Source organism: Moorena sp. SIO1G6 (genome assembly GCF_010672795.1).
Taxonomy (GTDB): domain Bacteria; phylum Cyanobacteriota; class Cyanobacteriia; order Cyanobacteriales; family Coleofasciculaceae; genus Moorena; species Moorena producens.
Window position 1 is genome coordinate 139,716 of the sequence record NZ_JAAHFZ010000012.1, and the last position, 15,322, is coordinate 155,037.

13 protein-coding genes are annotated in these 15,322 nt (G+C 45.3%); 5 read left to right on the forward strand and 8 right to left on the reverse strand.

Going from position 1 to position 15,322, the window contains the following annotated elements; translation table 11 throughout:
• Positions 1-17: 17 nt before the first annotated feature.
• Positions 18-2,330 (forward strand): ArnT family glycosyltransferase, encoded by a 2,313-nt coding sequence (locus F6K63_RS13855; RefSeq protein WP_287312384.1) that lies wholly within the window; start codon positions 18-20, stop codon positions 2,328-2,330.
• A 239-nt stretch (positions 2,331-2,569) separates the two neighbouring features.
• Here the strand turns inward: F6K63_RS13855 and F6K63_RS13860 are convergent, their stop codons facing one another.
• Together F6K63_RS13860 and F6K63_RS13865 are read right to left on the reverse strand one after the other, a co-directional pair.
• Positions 2,570-3,328, reverse strand: a complete 759-nt coding sequence (locus F6K63_RS13860; RefSeq protein WP_008181676.1) for a cation diffusion facilitator family transporter — start codon at positions 3,326-3,328, stop codon at positions 2,570-2,572.
• Positions 3,329-3,345: 17 nt separating this feature from the next.
• Entirely contained in the window at positions 3,346-3,474 is a 129-nt protein-coding gene (locus F6K63_RS13865) for a hypothetical protein (protein ID WP_008181679.1), read from the reverse strand.
• Positions 3,475-4,037: 563 nt separating this feature from the next.
• Between F6K63_RS13865 and F6K63_RS13870 the strand changes: the two genes are divergently transcribed.
• From F6K63_RS13870 to F6K63_RS13885, 4 genes are all read left to right on the forward strand, one after another.
• Positions 4,038-4,253 carry a hypothetical protein gene (locus tag F6K63_RS13870; protein ID WP_044492515.1) on the forward strand — a complete coding sequence of 72 codons (216 nt, stop codon included), beginning with the start codon at positions 4,038-4,040 and terminating at the stop codon, positions 4,251-4,253.
• 148 nt (positions 4,254-4,401) lie between these two features.
• Positions 4,402-4,596, forward strand: coding sequence for a hypothetical protein (locus F6K63_RS13875; protein WP_229414402.1), 195 nt, complete (start codon positions 4,402-4,404; stop codon positions 4,594-4,596).
• A 41-nt stretch (positions 4,597-4,637) separates the two neighbouring features.
• A complete protein-coding gene (locus F6K63_RS13880; RefSeq protein ID WP_287312385.1) occupies positions 4,638-5,006 on the forward strand; it encodes a hypothetical protein in 369 nt (122 codons plus the stop codon).
• A 372-nt stretch (positions 5,007-5,378) separates the two neighbouring features.
• The gene (locus F6K63_RS13885; RefSeq protein ID WP_287252142.1) at positions 5,379-6,908 is read left to right on the forward strand and encodes a glycoside hydrolase family 9 protein; all 1,530 of its coding nucleotides are present in this window, start codon (positions 5,379-5,381) and stop codon (positions 6,906-6,908) included.
• A 438-nt stretch (positions 6,909-7,346) separates the two neighbouring features.
• Here the strand turns inward: F6K63_RS13885 and F6K63_RS13890 are convergent, their stop codons facing one another.
• From F6K63_RS13890 to F6K63_RS13915, 6 genes are all read right to left on the reverse strand, one after another.
• Positions 7,347-9,386: a protein kinase domain-containing protein gene (locus F6K63_RS13890; RefSeq protein WP_287312386.1), complete on the reverse strand. Its 2,040-nt coding sequence runs from the start codon at positions 9,384-9,386 to the stop codon at positions 7,347-7,349.
• 346 nt (positions 9,387-9,732) lie between these two features.
• Positions 9,733-10,272 carry a Rab family GTPase gene (locus tag F6K63_RS13895; protein ID WP_008181693.1) on the reverse strand — a complete coding sequence of 180 codons (540 nt, stop codon included), beginning with the start codon at positions 10,270-10,272 and terminating at the stop codon, positions 9,733-9,735.
• Between the two features lie 293 nt (positions 10,273-10,565).
• Positions 10,566-12,974 (reverse strand): OmpA family protein, encoded by a 2,409-nt coding sequence (locus tag F6K63_RS13900; RefSeq protein ID WP_287312387.1) that lies wholly within the window; start codon positions 12,972-12,974, stop codon positions 10,566-10,568.
• A gap of 173 nt (positions 12,975-13,147) precedes the next feature.
• Complete coding sequence (locus F6K63_RS13905; RefSeq protein WP_008181696.1) at positions 13,148-13,819, reverse strand: hypothetical protein; 672 nt, start codon at positions 13,817-13,819, stop codon at positions 13,148-13,150.
• Positions 13,820-14,156: 337 nt separating this feature from the next.
• Positions 14,157-14,399 (reverse strand): TIGR02450 family Trp-rich protein, encoded by a 243-nt coding sequence (locus tag F6K63_RS13910; protein WP_008181697.1) that lies wholly within the window; start codon positions 14,397-14,399, stop codon positions 14,157-14,159.
• A gap of 319 nt (positions 14,400-14,718) precedes the next feature.
• The gene (locus F6K63_RS13915; RefSeq protein ID WP_287312388.1) at positions 14,719-15,306 is read right to left on the reverse strand and encodes a rhomboid family intramembrane serine protease; all 588 of its coding nucleotides are present in this window, start codon (positions 15,304-15,306) and stop codon (positions 14,719-14,721) included.
• Positions 15,307-15,322: the final 16 nt, after the last annotated feature.

A 15,322-nucleotide genomic window follows, 5' to 3' on the forward strand; every position in this document is an offset into this window, starting at 1 on the left:
AAAATACCAACCCATCATTGACCTTAACCATTGTGTTGAAGCATCAACCATTAGCCCGGATCCCCTCTGCTACTACTGGCTGGAGTGACGTGATCGTATTACTATTGGGGTTGCTGGTGTTAATTCATGGCTTGAGTGGATATGGATTGTATGAACCCCACGAGGGTCACTTCGGCGGCGTTGCCCGTGAAATGCTGTTACGTGGGGATTGGATTACGCCTCATCTCAACGGTTCACCCTACCTGAATAAACCCCCATTACTTTATTGGCTGATAGCAACCAGTACGACCCTATGGGGTTCCACAGAGTACGCAGCACGGCTCCCTCTAGCCATTATCGGTTGGCTTGGTGCGATAGTTGCCTGGAAATGGGCGCGAGAACTCTGGAATCCTACCGCTGGTCGTCTAGCAGCTTTAATGCTTTGCTCGACTACTGGCTGGTTTGTGTTTACCCACCAGATTCTGATCGATGTACTCTTGGCCACCTTGCTCTTAGCTACCTATTATTGCTTGTGGCGGTTAGAGAGGGCACCTCACTGTTGGATCTACTGGTTAAGTCTGTATAGTCTTTTAGGATTGTGTGTCTTAACCAAAGGGCCAGTATTCCTAGGATTTCCCCTGATTGGTTGTTTAGCGATCGCATTTAGACAACGGAGCTGGAGACTATTCCAGCAATTGCGAATTCGGCTAGGAATAATCGTGACCTCTCTAGTAACCTTGCCATGGTTTATGGCAGTAGAACAGGCTAACCCAGGCTTTTTCCACTACTTTCTGTTCAACGAAAATCTCAAGCGGATAGCGGATACCCGATGGCCACCAGATTATGAAGTATCTAAAGTCAGTGCCATAGGCTATTTAGTTGTAACAGCAATCTGGTGCCTACCGTGGATAGTGGTACTACCCCAAGCACTCTATAGCGCTTGGCAGGACTACTGGCCAAACTACTCCCGAAACTACTTGCCAAGCTACTCACCAAACTACTCAGATAGTAGCCAACAACCCAATAGTTACCGCTACACAAACCAAAACTGCCATCCCTGCTTTGAGACCTCAGTAGGGTTATCCGATTCCTATTGGGACCCGAAGCAAGAAGGGAGGGAGCTAGGGTTTAGGGAAGCTTCCAGTGACCAGACTTTCACAAATTCCAGGTCATCAGGGATATTGCTCCTAGTCATTGCGGCAACACTGCCTATCGTCGCCTTTCTTCCCCTATCGTCTCGTTTAGTATATTACAGTATTCCTAGTATCCCACCCCTAATTATCCTATGTGCTGGTTGGTGGTCTCGTTGCCAAGACCAGAAGCAGAGACAGGGGCGAATTGCAGCAGCGGTCAGCTTCTGTAGTTTAGGTGTTATTTCCGGGTTAGTGGGGATTAGTGCTAGGCTTTGGAATCCCAATTGGGTCAGCAAATTAGCAGAATTATCCAACTATCGAGACTTCGATGGCATAATTTATGCGATCGCACTCTGGTTTAGTAGTGGTTTTCTGATTGGTGGCATTTTCCTGCTGCTGAAACGTGCCAAGTCAGCATCCGTCTCTATTTTCCTCAGCTTCTTCTTCGTTTATGTCACATTTACCCATAGTTTTACCACTCTCCAAGACATCCGTTCCGCCAAAACCCTGATTGAAACGGCTAATCCTGTCTTAGGACTATCCACGCTCTGGACATTTGAAGGGTCACGAGAACTAGGAGCTGCTGGTGCTATGAGCTACTACCTCAACCAAGACCATAGACATCTTGCAGAAATCGGGAACAGGGAACAGGGAACAGGGAACAGGGGAGAAGAATTGACGAAAACAGTATCAAGACAATACGTTTGCCAAAGGTCTAATCATAAATTCAACCAAGTAGTACTAAAGCCAGGGACTAAAGAAGAACCGAAAAATTTCCCCTCCTCCCTGTCTTGCCCATCTTTCGATCTTCCAGCGGGTTGGGCTAAAGGCAAAGATAATACAGCCTATCGGATCGTACTCGTTCTGACAGATAGTGGCTTCAATCGTTTACCCCCTGAATTTCCAGGACCAAAACCGCAATACGGGATTACTAAACAGAAACTTCAGGAATATTGGGATAGCTCCCGTCCAGTAGTCTTTGTCACGGATTTCCTGGGCCAGCCTGGTGATAATTTAGATGATTTATCAGTGTCTGGCAAATCAGGAAAAGTCCCAAGAGCAGACAGTCAACACTTGTCAGATCATCCAGCAACGATGCAACACCCCGAGAGCAACCTTAACTTACCTAAGCATGTTGGTGAACCCTTGCTAGTGGTTGAACCAAGGAAGCTTTATGGAAACGCTGCTGCTAGAGAAATTTGGTTGGCATCGCAGTAAGCATTCAGCTATCAGCCGTCAGCTATCAGTTATCAGCTATCAGCTATCAGCTATCAGTTATCAGCTTTCAGCTTTCAGCTTTCAGCTTATGGGCTACGTCACAGGCTTCTAGCCTGTGCCACAAAGCTGACGGCTGACGGCTGACCGCTGACCACTGACCGCTGACCGCTGACCGCTGAATGCTTACCTAAAAATTCACGAAAAATATCAGATCAAATTCAATAACTGTCCAGGAATTTTCAATCCTCTTTGAGTTTTATCAAAGACACTAAATCGGTCTTTCCTAACTCTAGCCAGCCTGACTGTTGAGGGAGTTTTTCTATCGCCATCGTCTTAGTTGTTGATGATTCCCTAAATAATTTTTCCAGAGTTTGCTGCAGTAGAGGAAGAGTACTTAAGCCAATCAAAATAGCTACACTAAAGCTGATGATCGCATCCGCCTGAGGCCAGTTGAAAATCCCAACTGCTAAAGCAGCTATTATCGTGCCGATTGAGCTAACTACGTCCGCCAGTACGTGCAAAAACGCACCACGCAAATTGATATCTTGCTCGGTATTTTCCCCTAGCCAATAGAGGTTAATGCTGTTGATCACTACGCCAATTAACGCAGTGACTAGCATCGGCAAACTGAGGATTTCCTCAGGTGTCCCTTGCAGATGGGCGATCGCTTCTCGCCCAATCCATACAGACATAGCCACTAGACCGATACTATTGATCAGACCAGCTAAAACTTCAATTGGTTGATTGCTCATTTGCTTTCGAGACTTCGAGGAGCGTTGAGCCAGCCATGCAGCAAGCAAAGCAATACTCATTGCTACAATATCTGCCAGCATGTGAGCGGAATCAGCTTTGAGAGTTAAACTGTGGCTAACAAAGCCCACAACCATTTCGAGTAAAGCAAAGATTGTGATTAATACAATCACCCTCTTCAACCGCTGAACTTTACCCAGAGATACGCTGGTCTGGCACAAACAACCTAATCTGTTGCAATTGAGCATAGTTTCAATAACTTTGGTTAGTCAACTGGGAAAATAGTCTTGCCTCGGAAAATCGTTTCCTGCACCTCGATATCAATGATATCCATTGGCTCAACCTCCATGGTATGTTCATAAATAATAACAAAATATGAAACAAATATTGTCATAGATATTTCCCTGATTAATTTTTCTGTAGCGACCGCAATTATTTGCCTACTACAACGTGATTTTTATCTGAATTAAAACTTGTGAACACAAGTTTATTCAATGTTTTAAACACTAATTCATACTGTTGTCAAGCTCATGACGTCTTCCAACAATATGAGCCTCAAATACCATATAGCAAAACAAGTTTTTTTGTCAAGCTTTAGCTTTCTTTAAAAATTGCATTTTAAGGAATTAGATTTGAGATAGTACCAAAGTCTATAAACGCTTTACTATGCTTAACTTCCCGCCGTTTAAGTTACCTCAAAAAGTTGATAACATCACTACTTTATTAATTAAATTTTCACAACTAATTAGCATAGTCAGTACGTAAAACACCGTCAGGCGAACAACAAAAATACTCTGACGCTACTCCCAAATTAGTTTTTTAAGTTTTTTAACGGTTGAATCCTATTTAAAGTTTTTGTGTTATCTTAAAAGTAAGGAGATACAAAGAAGCCAGCGCAAAGATTACACGACTGGCGCTGGCTTCTGGGTCCTCCCCTTAGACAAGGAGATAAATCCTATGTTAAAACCAATTCACCCTGATGGTGAGGGTCACCCCTACCACGAAAACGATGCTCGGTACGAGCCGCTATGGGATGCTCGGTACGAGCCGCTACGCGATCGCATTCCCTCGAAACCCCATGATCACCAACTTGACTGGGGTACTGAACTAGCCATCACCGTACTGGCCCCGGCACAAGACATAGAAACTCTAGCAGTAGAGGACGCCTTATGAAAAAGCCCCGTCCTCTAACCGAAAAAGACCGAGCCTTAATCCAGCGCTACAGTAACTGCCAAATTGCTATGACACCACAACAGGTGCGCTTGACCTTGGCGAATTGAATTCGCCAAGGTCAAGCGCACCTAAGTTTTATGGGAAATGGTTGGTTACTTACGAAGTCATAGCCTGTATTTGCTCCCGTAGCGATGCCACAGTACAGCGCTGGTTTGCCAGAGGTGATAACTATCGCTCTCCCATGCCCATCGATTTGTACCATCTGGCCATAATGGACTTCCTTCTAGAGAATTTTGAGGAAATGCCGGAAAAACTCAAGAATTTCCTCTGTCCGCCAGATTAACAAGATGGGGCGGGGGCGCGGGGAGGGTGGGGAGATGGGGTGTGGTAAGTGTGGTAAGTGTGGTAAATGTGGTAAGTGTGGGGTGGAGGCGCGGGAAGTGTGGGGAGTGTGGGGGGCGCGGGAAGTTATATGAGCAACTGGCTCCTCAAGACGGCGCTACCTTCCAGCTCCGTTCGCACCTCAAGCAGCGTCTGGCTCTGCCAGTAAGCGTGGCCCACAACCTTAGCTCCCTGTTCCCAGATCCGCTGTTCCCTAAGAGTAGGGCAAGAGGCAAGAGGCAAGAGTTAATAAAGTATAGCGCTGCATCACTACTCCCTGTTCCCAGATCCGCTGTTCCCTGTTCCCTAAAATCCAAAAATTTTGTACCGAACCCAATTGAAAACTGCTTAGTTCAAGATACTGTGTGTTAGGGATTTTAATTCTTTACTAAAAATTCACAATAACTTCTAGTTTTATTTAACACTAATATCCTGACAGTTGTAAGCTAATATTAGCTATCGTTACAAAACAAAACTATTTCGGTGTAGCCATTAAGAGTAGTACTACTCAAATTTAAAGTGCTTTTGTCAATCAAATATGAGGCCCTATTATCTCCTTTATTGACGGGGAATTAGAGGCTAGTTCATTGTCCCTGTATTAAACAGGGGTAATTTAACTTGTTTTGTTGTTTTTATCTTCATAAACAACAAAAAATGGTAATTTGACCTGTTTCGTTTTCCCAGTATTAAACAGGGGTAATTTGACTTGCTTTGTTATCAAAGATTACTAATTTTTAATGACTAATGAATGAATCTACTCCTGTTCAACTCGACTCATCCAATGGAAATGGTGAGACTGTACCCAGTATCATCAACACCAATATCTCAACACAGTTCAACTATGGTGATGCTGTCGAAAAGTCCTTCTTATTTTATGAAGCTCAGCGCTCCGGTAAACTTCCTGAAGACAATCGCATCCCATGGCGCGGGGATTCTGGCCTCAACGATGGTGCTGATGTAGGAGTTGACCTCACTGGCGGTTATTACGATGCTGGGGACCACGTCAAGTTCGGCTTCCCCATGGCTGCTGCCATGACTATGCTAGCTTGGGGGGCAATCGAATATGAAGATGCCTACCAGCACATGGGTCAATGGGATGAGGCTTTGGATGCGATTAAGTGGGGTACCGATTACATACTCAAAGCCCACATCACAGACAGTAACGGTCAAACCGAAGAATTCTGGGCACAGGTTGGATCCGGTGACATCGACCATAGCTTCTGGGGACCGCCGGAAACCATGACCATGGTGCGACCAGCGTACAAAATTGATCCTTTAAATCCCGGTTCTGACCTAGCTGGTGAATCTGCTGCGGCCTTAGCTGCTGCCTCAATTGCCTTCCAATCCACAAACAACAGTTACGCTAATCAACTACTCAATAACGCGAAAGCCCTATTTGACTTTGCCGAGACCTATCAAGGTAACTACTCTGACTCTATCCCCGATGCTGCTATTTTCTACAATTCTTGGAGTGGCTACGAAGACGAACTGGCCTGGTCTGCAACTTGGCTGTACAAAGCAACCGGTGACCAGACCTACTTGGATAAAGCCGAAAGCTACTACCTAGGTATTGATCCTACTCAGACTCAATCCTGGGATCAAAAAGTCCATGGTACTGGCATCCTTCTTGCTCAGGAAACTGACCAGGATAGGTACCGTATCGAAGTAGAACGCTGGCTGGACTACTGGAGTGACGATAGTGGTGAAGGTATCGAATATACTGAGGGTGGACTAGCTTGGTTCAATGACTGGGGTTCCCTACGATATGCTGCCAATACCGCTTTTCTTGCTGGTATTTATAGTGATACCGTTAATGATGGTAATGGTCGTTACTCCGATTTTGCGGCTGATCAAATTGACTACATTCTTGGGGATAATCCCAACAATTTCAGTTATGTCGTCGGTTTTGGCCACAATTCTCCCAAGAATCCCCACCATCGTGGAGCCCATGGTTCTACCACCAATGACATCGAATCACCAACGGACAACCTCAACATTCTCTATGGTGCATTGGTAGGTGGTCCCTCTGAACCAGAGGATAATGCCTATGTCGATGATCGAACTAACTATGCCATTAATGAAGTCGCTCTTGACTACAACGCTGGCTTCACTGGTGCTCTTGCCCGTATGTACCGTGAACAGAACCAACTCAGTCTGGGTTCTAACCTTGAACCAGTAGTGTCTACAGTAGATCCGATCACTAACTTAATATTTGAACCAGTAGTGTCTACAACTAACTCAATAATTGAACTGTCCCCCGCCGGGGAATTCTAAACGGTTGTTATATAGCAGTCGCCAGGGCAGTTAGGACATGACAAAAGTCTCACACCCTTTGTAAGCGATGCAGAGGTGCGACCCGTGGCGAATTTAATTCGCCAACGGAAAGCGCACCTAAGCGGTCTTGGGGGTTTCCCCCATGAGCGACTGCATCAAGAAGCGCAAGAGTTTGACTTCTGACATTTGACTTCTGACTTCTGACTTCTGCTATAGCACTACGCATTAAGGTGTTTGACATTGATACAAGCAGCAAAAGCTGTTTTAGTGAACTTTTAGGTGCGACCCGTGGCGAATTTAATAATTAGATGCGGAAAGCGCACCTTTGCATGCATGCCTCTTGCCAATGCCATTGCGCGTAGCGCTATAGAACCCACATTATTAGACTAAAAACCGCTATAGCTCACCCAATTGAGAACTGCTATAAATTACCAATAACTAATCTTCAACCCTAAAGTTAAGTCGATAATTAATCGGTTGAGAAGCTTGAGAAACTACCACAAACTCATAGAAGCCAGATGCTGGCAGCTCCCCGCTCCACTCCCGTTCGGTTGAGTCTTCTAATAGGGGGGTCGTCTTACGGCTAGGACCATAAACTGAAAACAACGCATTTACATCGGTAGCCAGTCTCACTTCCATGAATTGACCACTAGAAAGTTTAGCAGTAAACGCTTTCCCGTCTCCTGGCTCGAGGGTTCCATTGACTTGTTGAACTCCGCCAGCAGCAAACTCAATGCGCTGTAGGGATTTTCCTGATGTCAACGCTTTGATCGTATCCCCAACAATCCCTTGCCACACCTGACCAATAGACTTATCGATAAACTTCTCACCCCGCTGATCTGGAAACTTATGAAAGAATTTAGAATCTGCAATATCATAAGCTGCACGGCTAGAAAGGCGCACCTGATTCACTTGCTGCTTCCAGCGAGTCAGATCTGCTGTCCCATAGCTTCCCAACCCTCTCCGTGCCGTCCGACTCAAATTTAGCAACTCAATCCGGGTCAATAGCTCAAATGCCAGCTTATCCCACTCTTCTCTTAACGGAGCATCCTTTGATCCAGTGCCTAGCTGTCGTTTTTCTTGATTGGGGTACTTGTCCCAAAACGCCTCATTGACTAACTGAACGTAGAACTTTTCGTTAATCTCCAAATTGGCACGACGCTGATCGAGCAATTCCTTGCGCTTTGCCTCGTTTGTGGGAAACCACGAGGGTGGCTTTATGTCCGGTTGATCGATGGGTGATTCCTTTGGTGAGGGTTCCGGCTTAGATCTTTTGCCGAATGTGAACCACCAATTGGTTGCCCAGAAGGTAAAGCCAAATACAGCAGCAGCTAAAACAGATACCAAAACCACCTTGCCAAGCCAATCTAAAACGTTATTATTGCTAGCGCCGGTTAATGGTGTTCCGCTAGCTGGCCTTGCTGGCTGGTTAACCGCTACTGGCTTGGAACCAGGGGCAACTGCTAAGGTCGGTTTAGTCTGAGGGGGTGATGGAGCTGATTGCGGGTCACTGGCAAATTGAAGGTGAGTGGTGAGGTCTCGCAGCACTTCTTTGGCATTTTGGTACCGTTCCCCTGGTCTCGGTTGAAGCATTTTATCCAGGATACGACCTAGGGTGGAGCTAAGGCTAATCTCTCTGCGCCAGTTCCACGTCAGGGTATTGGGGTCAATGATCTGCTGGGGTTCCTGACCAGTCACTAATACTAATATAGTTGCCCCTAGAGCATAGAGGTCACTGTGGGGAAAAACACTTCCTCCTTGCATCTGCTCTGGGGGAGCATAGCCAACTTTACCCAACCGAGTTATGATTGGCTTATTTTGACCAGCCACCTTTGACCCTAGGAACTTCGATGCCACATTTGCTGCTACCTCCTTGACACCGCCAAAGTCAATCAGCACTGGTAAACCATCGGTACTGCGCAAAATCAGATTATCGGGAGAGATATCCCGATGAATCACTCTCATAAAATGGATATATTCCAACACTGGCAGGATTTGGATCAGCAGTTGAGTCACTTCTGCTTCACTAAACCGGAGTCCCTGAGGTCGGCGAGCCTCCAGTAGAGCGCGGTAGGTTTGCCCCTCCACATAGTCCTGAACCAACAATAGGGTGCCTTTGTCCTGTTGTTGTACCTGAAACAACTCACGAAATTGAGGAATTTGAGGGTGTTGCAGTCGATAAAGAACTCCCGCTTCCCGCTCAAATAGTTCTTCTGCTTTTTGTAAGGCGTGGTTACCTTGAACTTGGGGGGCAAATTCTTTTAGCACACAAGGTTCATTAAAGCGGTTAAGGTCTTGAGCTAAATAGGTGCGTCCAAAGCCTCCGTGTCCCAACTCCCGGACGATGCGGTAGCGACCACCCAGAATCTTCCCAGTGTCAAAGGTTTTGGCTAAGGATGGCAGCATCTCGCCACAAACCCGGCAAAACTTATTGTCATTGGGATTCTCATGTCCTTTACTACAATAGAGGGGCGTCATGGGATTTTGGATGTTGGATGTTGGATGTTAGATTTTTTCCCAGGGCTTGGTCCGGGAGACTTGACACAGTGTGTGCTGATTGCTCGACCTGTTGACTCAGTAGTTGACTAAGCATAGGTATATCAGCTACTGTGCTATATATATAAAGATATATAGCATTTCTAAAATAGGCGAGATATATTTTGGATTTTAATTTTGGATTTTAGTTAATAGGCAACAGGCAACAGGCAACAGGCAACAGGCAACAGGCAACAGGCAACAGGCAACAGGCAACAGGCAACAGGGAAAAAATCTTGTGTACCTCATTGCTATGAGAACCGCTATATATCACTATATATATAACTAATTATTCCTGTTGAAGCGTTCCGCAACCTAATTGCTGAAATATGTCATCGACGTATAACCCGGTTTTCGCTGAGGTATAATAACTGGCTATGACTTGGTCTTGCTGGGCAGTTTTTTTCTGTAACATCTGTTTCAATTCCTCCAGTTTTTCTTGATCCACTAAGTCTGATTTATTTAAGGCAGTAATAATCACCCCTTTGGGATTGATGGATAAAAACAGATCGATATGATGAACAATGTGCTCAATGGTTTCCATGCGAGTTACATCAGCAACAATAATTGCACCCTGAGCTCCTTTTAAATAAGTTGGTGAAATTCCCTTAAATTTAGTATGACCTTCTAAATCCCAAATCATCAATTTTATATCCAGCAGTTCTGATCGGGTTTCATCCTTAAATTTTATGATTTTGCGGGAAATTTTCACTCCGACTGTTGAAAGATATTGGTCACTAAACACACCCTCCACAAATCGGCGGATTAGGCTAGTTTTGCCTACACCAAAGTCTCCAACTAGGCAAATTTTTCGATCAATAGTGGACATTGTTACTGGTTGCTGACAACTAGTTTGAACTCTCCGATGGATAAATCACGGAGGATTGTAAACGGTTGTTACAAGATGGGCATGGAGCCAAATCTGAACAGGTTTACGGTATGATTTATTCAGCGGACTTGAACACCTCATTGATCATCGACCCTATGTTACCAGACAGCAGTATGGGTTTTAGTGTTAGTGATCTATTGCAGTCGTTGAATCACCTCCTGATTCCAGATTGAATAGACAAGGGACTAAAGTCCATAACTTGTTGTGATATCGTGGCTAACCCCAAGGGGCTTTCAACGGGATTTCTTGGTAAACGGATCAAATACGACACATCGATTTAACCACAGCGGTTGACTAGCATCAACATCTGGGGGGCGTTTGCCAACCCCACGCACTTGCAGCCGTTTGGGATCAATGCCTTGCTGAACAAGCACATCTTTTACCATTTGGGCTCGTTGTTGTGCCAATCCCTGATTTTCGGTAAGTTGACCCCTAGGATCGGCGTAGCCGATTATCCTCAGGTGCTTTTGAGGATACCGCTCCATAAATTCCTTAATTGATCGGATTTTAGTGCCTATATCCTCTGGTTTCAACTGGGCTGAACCAAGATCAAAGTAGATCCGGCTGGTAACGTCTAATCCGTGGAGTTGTAAATTGTTCTCGACCGACTTGACACCGGGAATGCTCTCAAAGGCTTGGATAATCTTAGGGAAATCTTTAGCATAGAGTATCGCTCCTTTTACGGTCACCCGGCCTTCTGTATAAGATGCTACAATTACCACTCCATCCATTTGATTCAAGGTGTTTCTCACCCGTTGGACTTGAGCTTGGGTTAACTCATCAGTATAGGGGAGTTCGATCACCTCAATTTGATTATCCAACGCTAAGTTAGGGGCCGCAGCTTTGGCAATTTGCTCGACGTTTGAGCGCAGAGCCTGATTCGGTAGCTGTCCAGCTAGCTTTAGTCTCTGGCGATTGGCTTTAACTGTTAAACCATAATCAGACACTTCTGGGGCATAATAGGCGAGGGCAAGTTGAGTTTTTTGCTCAATGCGACGGTTTATTTTAGCCCTATGCTGATAAAATCCCCCAAATACAGCGATTAAACCCAGAAGCCCCAAGCCAAGCACCAATAAGGCCGGGGGTTTCTTGCCTTTTTTCCGATTTTCCTGAGTATCACGACGCCCTTGACTAAGGGATTGATCTAATAAATTTTGTAAAATTCCCTTGACTCCCACCGGGATAGTTGTATGATATCCATCAAAAGACCTGATCGGTTTACCATAATGGGTAATAATAGTTTTTAGGCTTTCCCGCAACTGATTAATGAACTGCTGGGTGGGTGCCCCTTGAACTACCACGGCCAGGTAGCAGTATCCCTCTACTTCCAGGATGATCTTGGATGTACCATATTCAATAGCATCGATTTCTGCCACATCCCCAGACTGAGCGATACAGTCATTGACAAAGCTACGGATAGCGGTGAGCATTCCTGCTACCATATCTGACTCTAGATGCTGGCTGTCAGAGGGTTGTACCTCGGCAATCACTAAACCAGAGTCTTTGTGAATCAAAAAGATAGCTCGCGCCTGAAACAGCATCACCTCCCGAAACAGCAGTTCCGCTTCAGAAACCCCCTGCACCTTAGCGCGAATCTTGCGCTTAATTGCTTCAACGCTGAGGGCATTTTCCAGCTTCTCATTGATAGCTCGGATTTCTTCTGCTAAGTATGTGGAAATGGTACTGCCAATGACCGGATACAGAGCATTTACCATGGCCTCTGGCTCAATTATAATCTGTTGCCGGATAGCTGCTGCCATTTCTGGTGCGATCGCAAACCCAACTTCCTCTGGACACTCCATGATCCGGGAGGAAATAGCTACTGGAACTGCGGGAGCGATCGCTTCTCCCACACACACTTTATCCTGTTGAGTTCTGTGGTCAATGACTTCATCAATGATGGGAGTCAGGGAATCGGTCACCGAGGTACTGAACTGAGCTACCGTGAGATCCAGCAGCTTAGCCATCACTGGTAGCAATAGCTTAATCAATTCTTGAGGTTGATCAATCCGATGCTCAAGCCTGCCTTGTCTCTGGGCTAGGGTTTCTATCTGGTCACGAAACTCTGCCATTTCTGGAGATATCACCAGTTCTTGCAAAATCTCAGCCAAGATGTCTAATTCCTGGGAGGTGTCGTGATCAGACTGTGATGGCAGGTCTTGGTTGGTTTCTGTGGCTTCGGATTGGACTAAATTCTCAGCTAATACTGGATCTTCGGAATTTTGAGGCATTTGCGGCAGATGCTCCTTTGGTGTAGGAAGCTGTGGTGATGGGTTCTGATGGGGAAAAACTTTGACACCGAAGGATTGGGGTTGATCCCTTTCTTGAGCTAATGGTTCTTTCTCCTGAACCCTAGACGGGAGGCTGCTACTCCCACGGTCAGTTTGAGGTTCAATAGCTGGAACCTCAAGGTCTTGGAATGAATATTTTTGGACAGTGTCTGCCTGATCAGAGGTCATCCCTTGCTGCTCAGATTTAGGGTGTTGGCTAGGTTGCACCGTCTGATCAATAATCTTGAGGTCAACGAGTAAATTCAGTAAATCCTTCAACTCGCCTTCTCGGCTCGAATTGACCTCAATTGACTCTGATCTAGAATTTTCCGGCTGAGAGGCATCAGCCGGATTTTGGTTTGAAAATGCCACTGGTGGCTATCCGTTACTATTTAACCTTTTGCAAAAATTAGCGATGCTCTGAAAGAGCCGCTACCCGATGAAGCGAAGCTTCCGCTAAAAGCGATCGCACTTTGATTTAAAACTAATCTTAGCGAGAAAATCCAGTTAATTTTTGTGGCTGCCATTGCTCGACTGTGCCAAGTCTATTCCAAAGTCTGAGTTTGCTTGATTAACTGGAGATGATCGTCATCATTAGTAGCAGTTTCTGAGGTGACCGTACCATTATGACCTTTGGTCTGTGGTAATCCAGACCACCCATCACTAGCTTCTTTGAGTGCTGGAACCAATTCAGTCCCTTTGAGCCTCAAACCCAACTCTAACAACATGTCTCCGAGATCTGCTTTCGAGGCTTTGGCATCTTTGAGCTGTGCAAATTTAGTTTCCAGCTCGGCCAAGATCTGCTTTCTGAGATTGATCACATCTTGCTGATGCTGTTCTTTAGTTTCTGAAACTGCCTTCTTTAGGGAGGTGGACTGCTTGTAGACTGTCTCGTCGAGCACCTCAATACTCTTAGAAAACTTTTTGTTCAACAGTTCCACCCGTTCCTGAATCTCATTCCTCTCTTCGGCTGCAGTTAAACTAAGATTACTTATTTTTTTCTCGAGGGAATCTACCCCAGCAGCTATTTCTTTTGAGAGAGTCGTTTTGATCTGCTCAACGCGATCGCGTATTTCCTGCTGCCACATGGATAGGTCAGACTCTATCTTCGTGAAGCGAGTATCATACTCTCGCAGCTTAGAGCCAATAATTATATCACGTATCTTCTCAAGGTTTCCCAGTCTTTCCCGCATTTCTGCTTGATTGATTCCATCCATGACCATAAAACCCAAATAAACAATAAACAATGAAACATAAACAATTACCAGCTTGCCTTGAATTCAAGGAGCGTGCCATTTATCTTATCAATCAGATGCTGCTGTGAACCGGAACGCTTGTGTGACAAACATCTTGAGCCGCATCACTAACCAGACAAAATACCTAAAACCTATTACCATTAGCTTACAGCCAAGACTTTTAATCATCTGCACCAAGGATTTCGCCTTGACCGAGTAGGGGGTTCGTAAGCATATGCGCTACAGATGGTGCTACTTGAGGTGCTATCAGCTTATGCGCCCGCAGCGTGGCCAAAGGCCAACGGCTGAATACTTACGGTTACTCTTCGCTTTCGATTTCGGCTAAAGATTTCCAGCCTGCTTGCCACAAGCCAGGATCTTTAAGCTGTTTAGCATTTAGCCAAAAACGGACATTCGGGTCACAAGAAGCTACCATTTCAGCAAACACCCACTTTCCTTGGTTTTTACGATTGACCACTTGGAAATGCCGCCAGCCCCAAGTTTTCTGTTTAGCTGTCCATTTTGAACCCACAAGATGAGGGAATTTCTGTTTTTGAGCCATTTCCTCTATGGTCTGATTATCAACCTTCTAGTGGTGAGTGCTAACTGGGGAAAAAATTTTCATTTTTTGTTGGTTATACGTAGAATATTGAGACTGTTATACCTCTGGCTAAAACTAGGTTTTTAGACTTGACCCAAGGAGCGAGGATCCCCGCGATTCTCCTTTGGAGACACTACGTGAACGCATAATTGTTGATAAAAGTTTCTCTAGTTCTACTCAAAACCTATTACTCACACCAGCAGACAGATAGTTTGAATCTGTTGGGGACCCACAAAGTCTGTCTGGTTTTATTTTCCCACTGAGTAGTCAAAACTCAGCACTACGAAGAGAGTTTACGCTTTGCCAGTAGACGTGCGGCTAGGATACCGCCGATAAAACCAAATAAATGTCCTTGCCAAGATACATGGGGCTGTGAAGGTAAGACACCCCAAACTAAACCACCATATAGGAAGCCGACTAGAATTGATAGAAAAATTGAGGGTAGGTTTCGTTCAAAGAAGCCTCTAAATAGCAGAAAACCTAGATATCCAAAGATCAGCACACTTGCCCCAATGTGAACTGAATTGGGAGCGCCCAACAGCCAAACCCCAAGACCACCAACCAGCATGGTGATGGTGGTAACTACGAAAAAGTCGCTAGTTTCTTGCAACATTACAAACCAGCCTAGGACAAGAAAAGGTATAGTGTTGGAAATCAGATGAGAAAAACCACCGTGGAGAAAAGGGGCAAATAAAATACCCCGCAGCCCAATCGGGTTACGGGGGATGATGCCATATAGATCAAGTTTCCTTCCAAAAATGAATATATCCACCAGCTCTACAATCCACATCAGAGCGACCCATCCACCGAGGATTATTGCCTGAGTTTGTAACTCACTGGTTATTGATTGTTTTTCCTGCCTAGTCATCGTTGATCAGTTTATG

What these genes read in the sequence shown, in the direction of transcription:
- F6K63_RS13895 (WP_008181693.1), bottom strand. Translation starts at nt 10,272, where the DNA reads ATGTCCACTATTGATCGAAAAATTTGCCTAGTTGGAGACTTTGGTGTA.
- F6K63_RS13885 (WP_287252142.1), top strand. Translation starts at nt 5,379, where the DNA reads ATGAATGAATCTACTCCTGTTCAACTCGACTCATCCAATGGAAATGGT.
- F6K63_RS13910 (WP_008181697.1), bottom strand. Translation starts at nt 14,399, where the DNA reads ATGGCTCAAAAACAGAAATTCCCTCATCTTGTGGGTTCAAAATGGACA.
- F6K63_RS13890 (WP_287312386.1), bottom strand. Translation starts at nt 9,386, where the DNA reads ATGACGCCCCTCTATTGTAGTAAAGGACATGAGAATCCCAATGACAAT.
- F6K63_RS13860 (WP_008181676.1), bottom strand. Translation starts at nt 3,328, where the DNA reads ATGCTCAATTGCAACAGATTAGGTTGTTTGTGCCAGACCAGCGTATCT.
- F6K63_RS13870 (WP_044492515.1), top strand. Translation starts at nt 4,038, where the DNA reads ATGTTAAAACCAATTCACCCTGATGGTGAGGGTCACCCCTACCACGAA.
- F6K63_RS13915 (WP_287312388.1), bottom strand. Translation starts at nt 15,306, where the DNA reads ATGACTAGGCAGGAAAAACAATCAATAACCAGTGAGTTACAAACTCAG.
- F6K63_RS13905 (WP_008181696.1), bottom strand. Translation starts at nt 13,819, where the DNA reads ATGGATGGAATCAATCAAGCAGAAATGCGGGAAAGACTGGGAAACCTT.
- F6K63_RS13865 (WP_008181679.1), bottom strand. Translation starts at nt 3,474, where the DNA reads ATGACAATATTTGTTTCATATTTTGTTATTATTTATGAACATACCATG.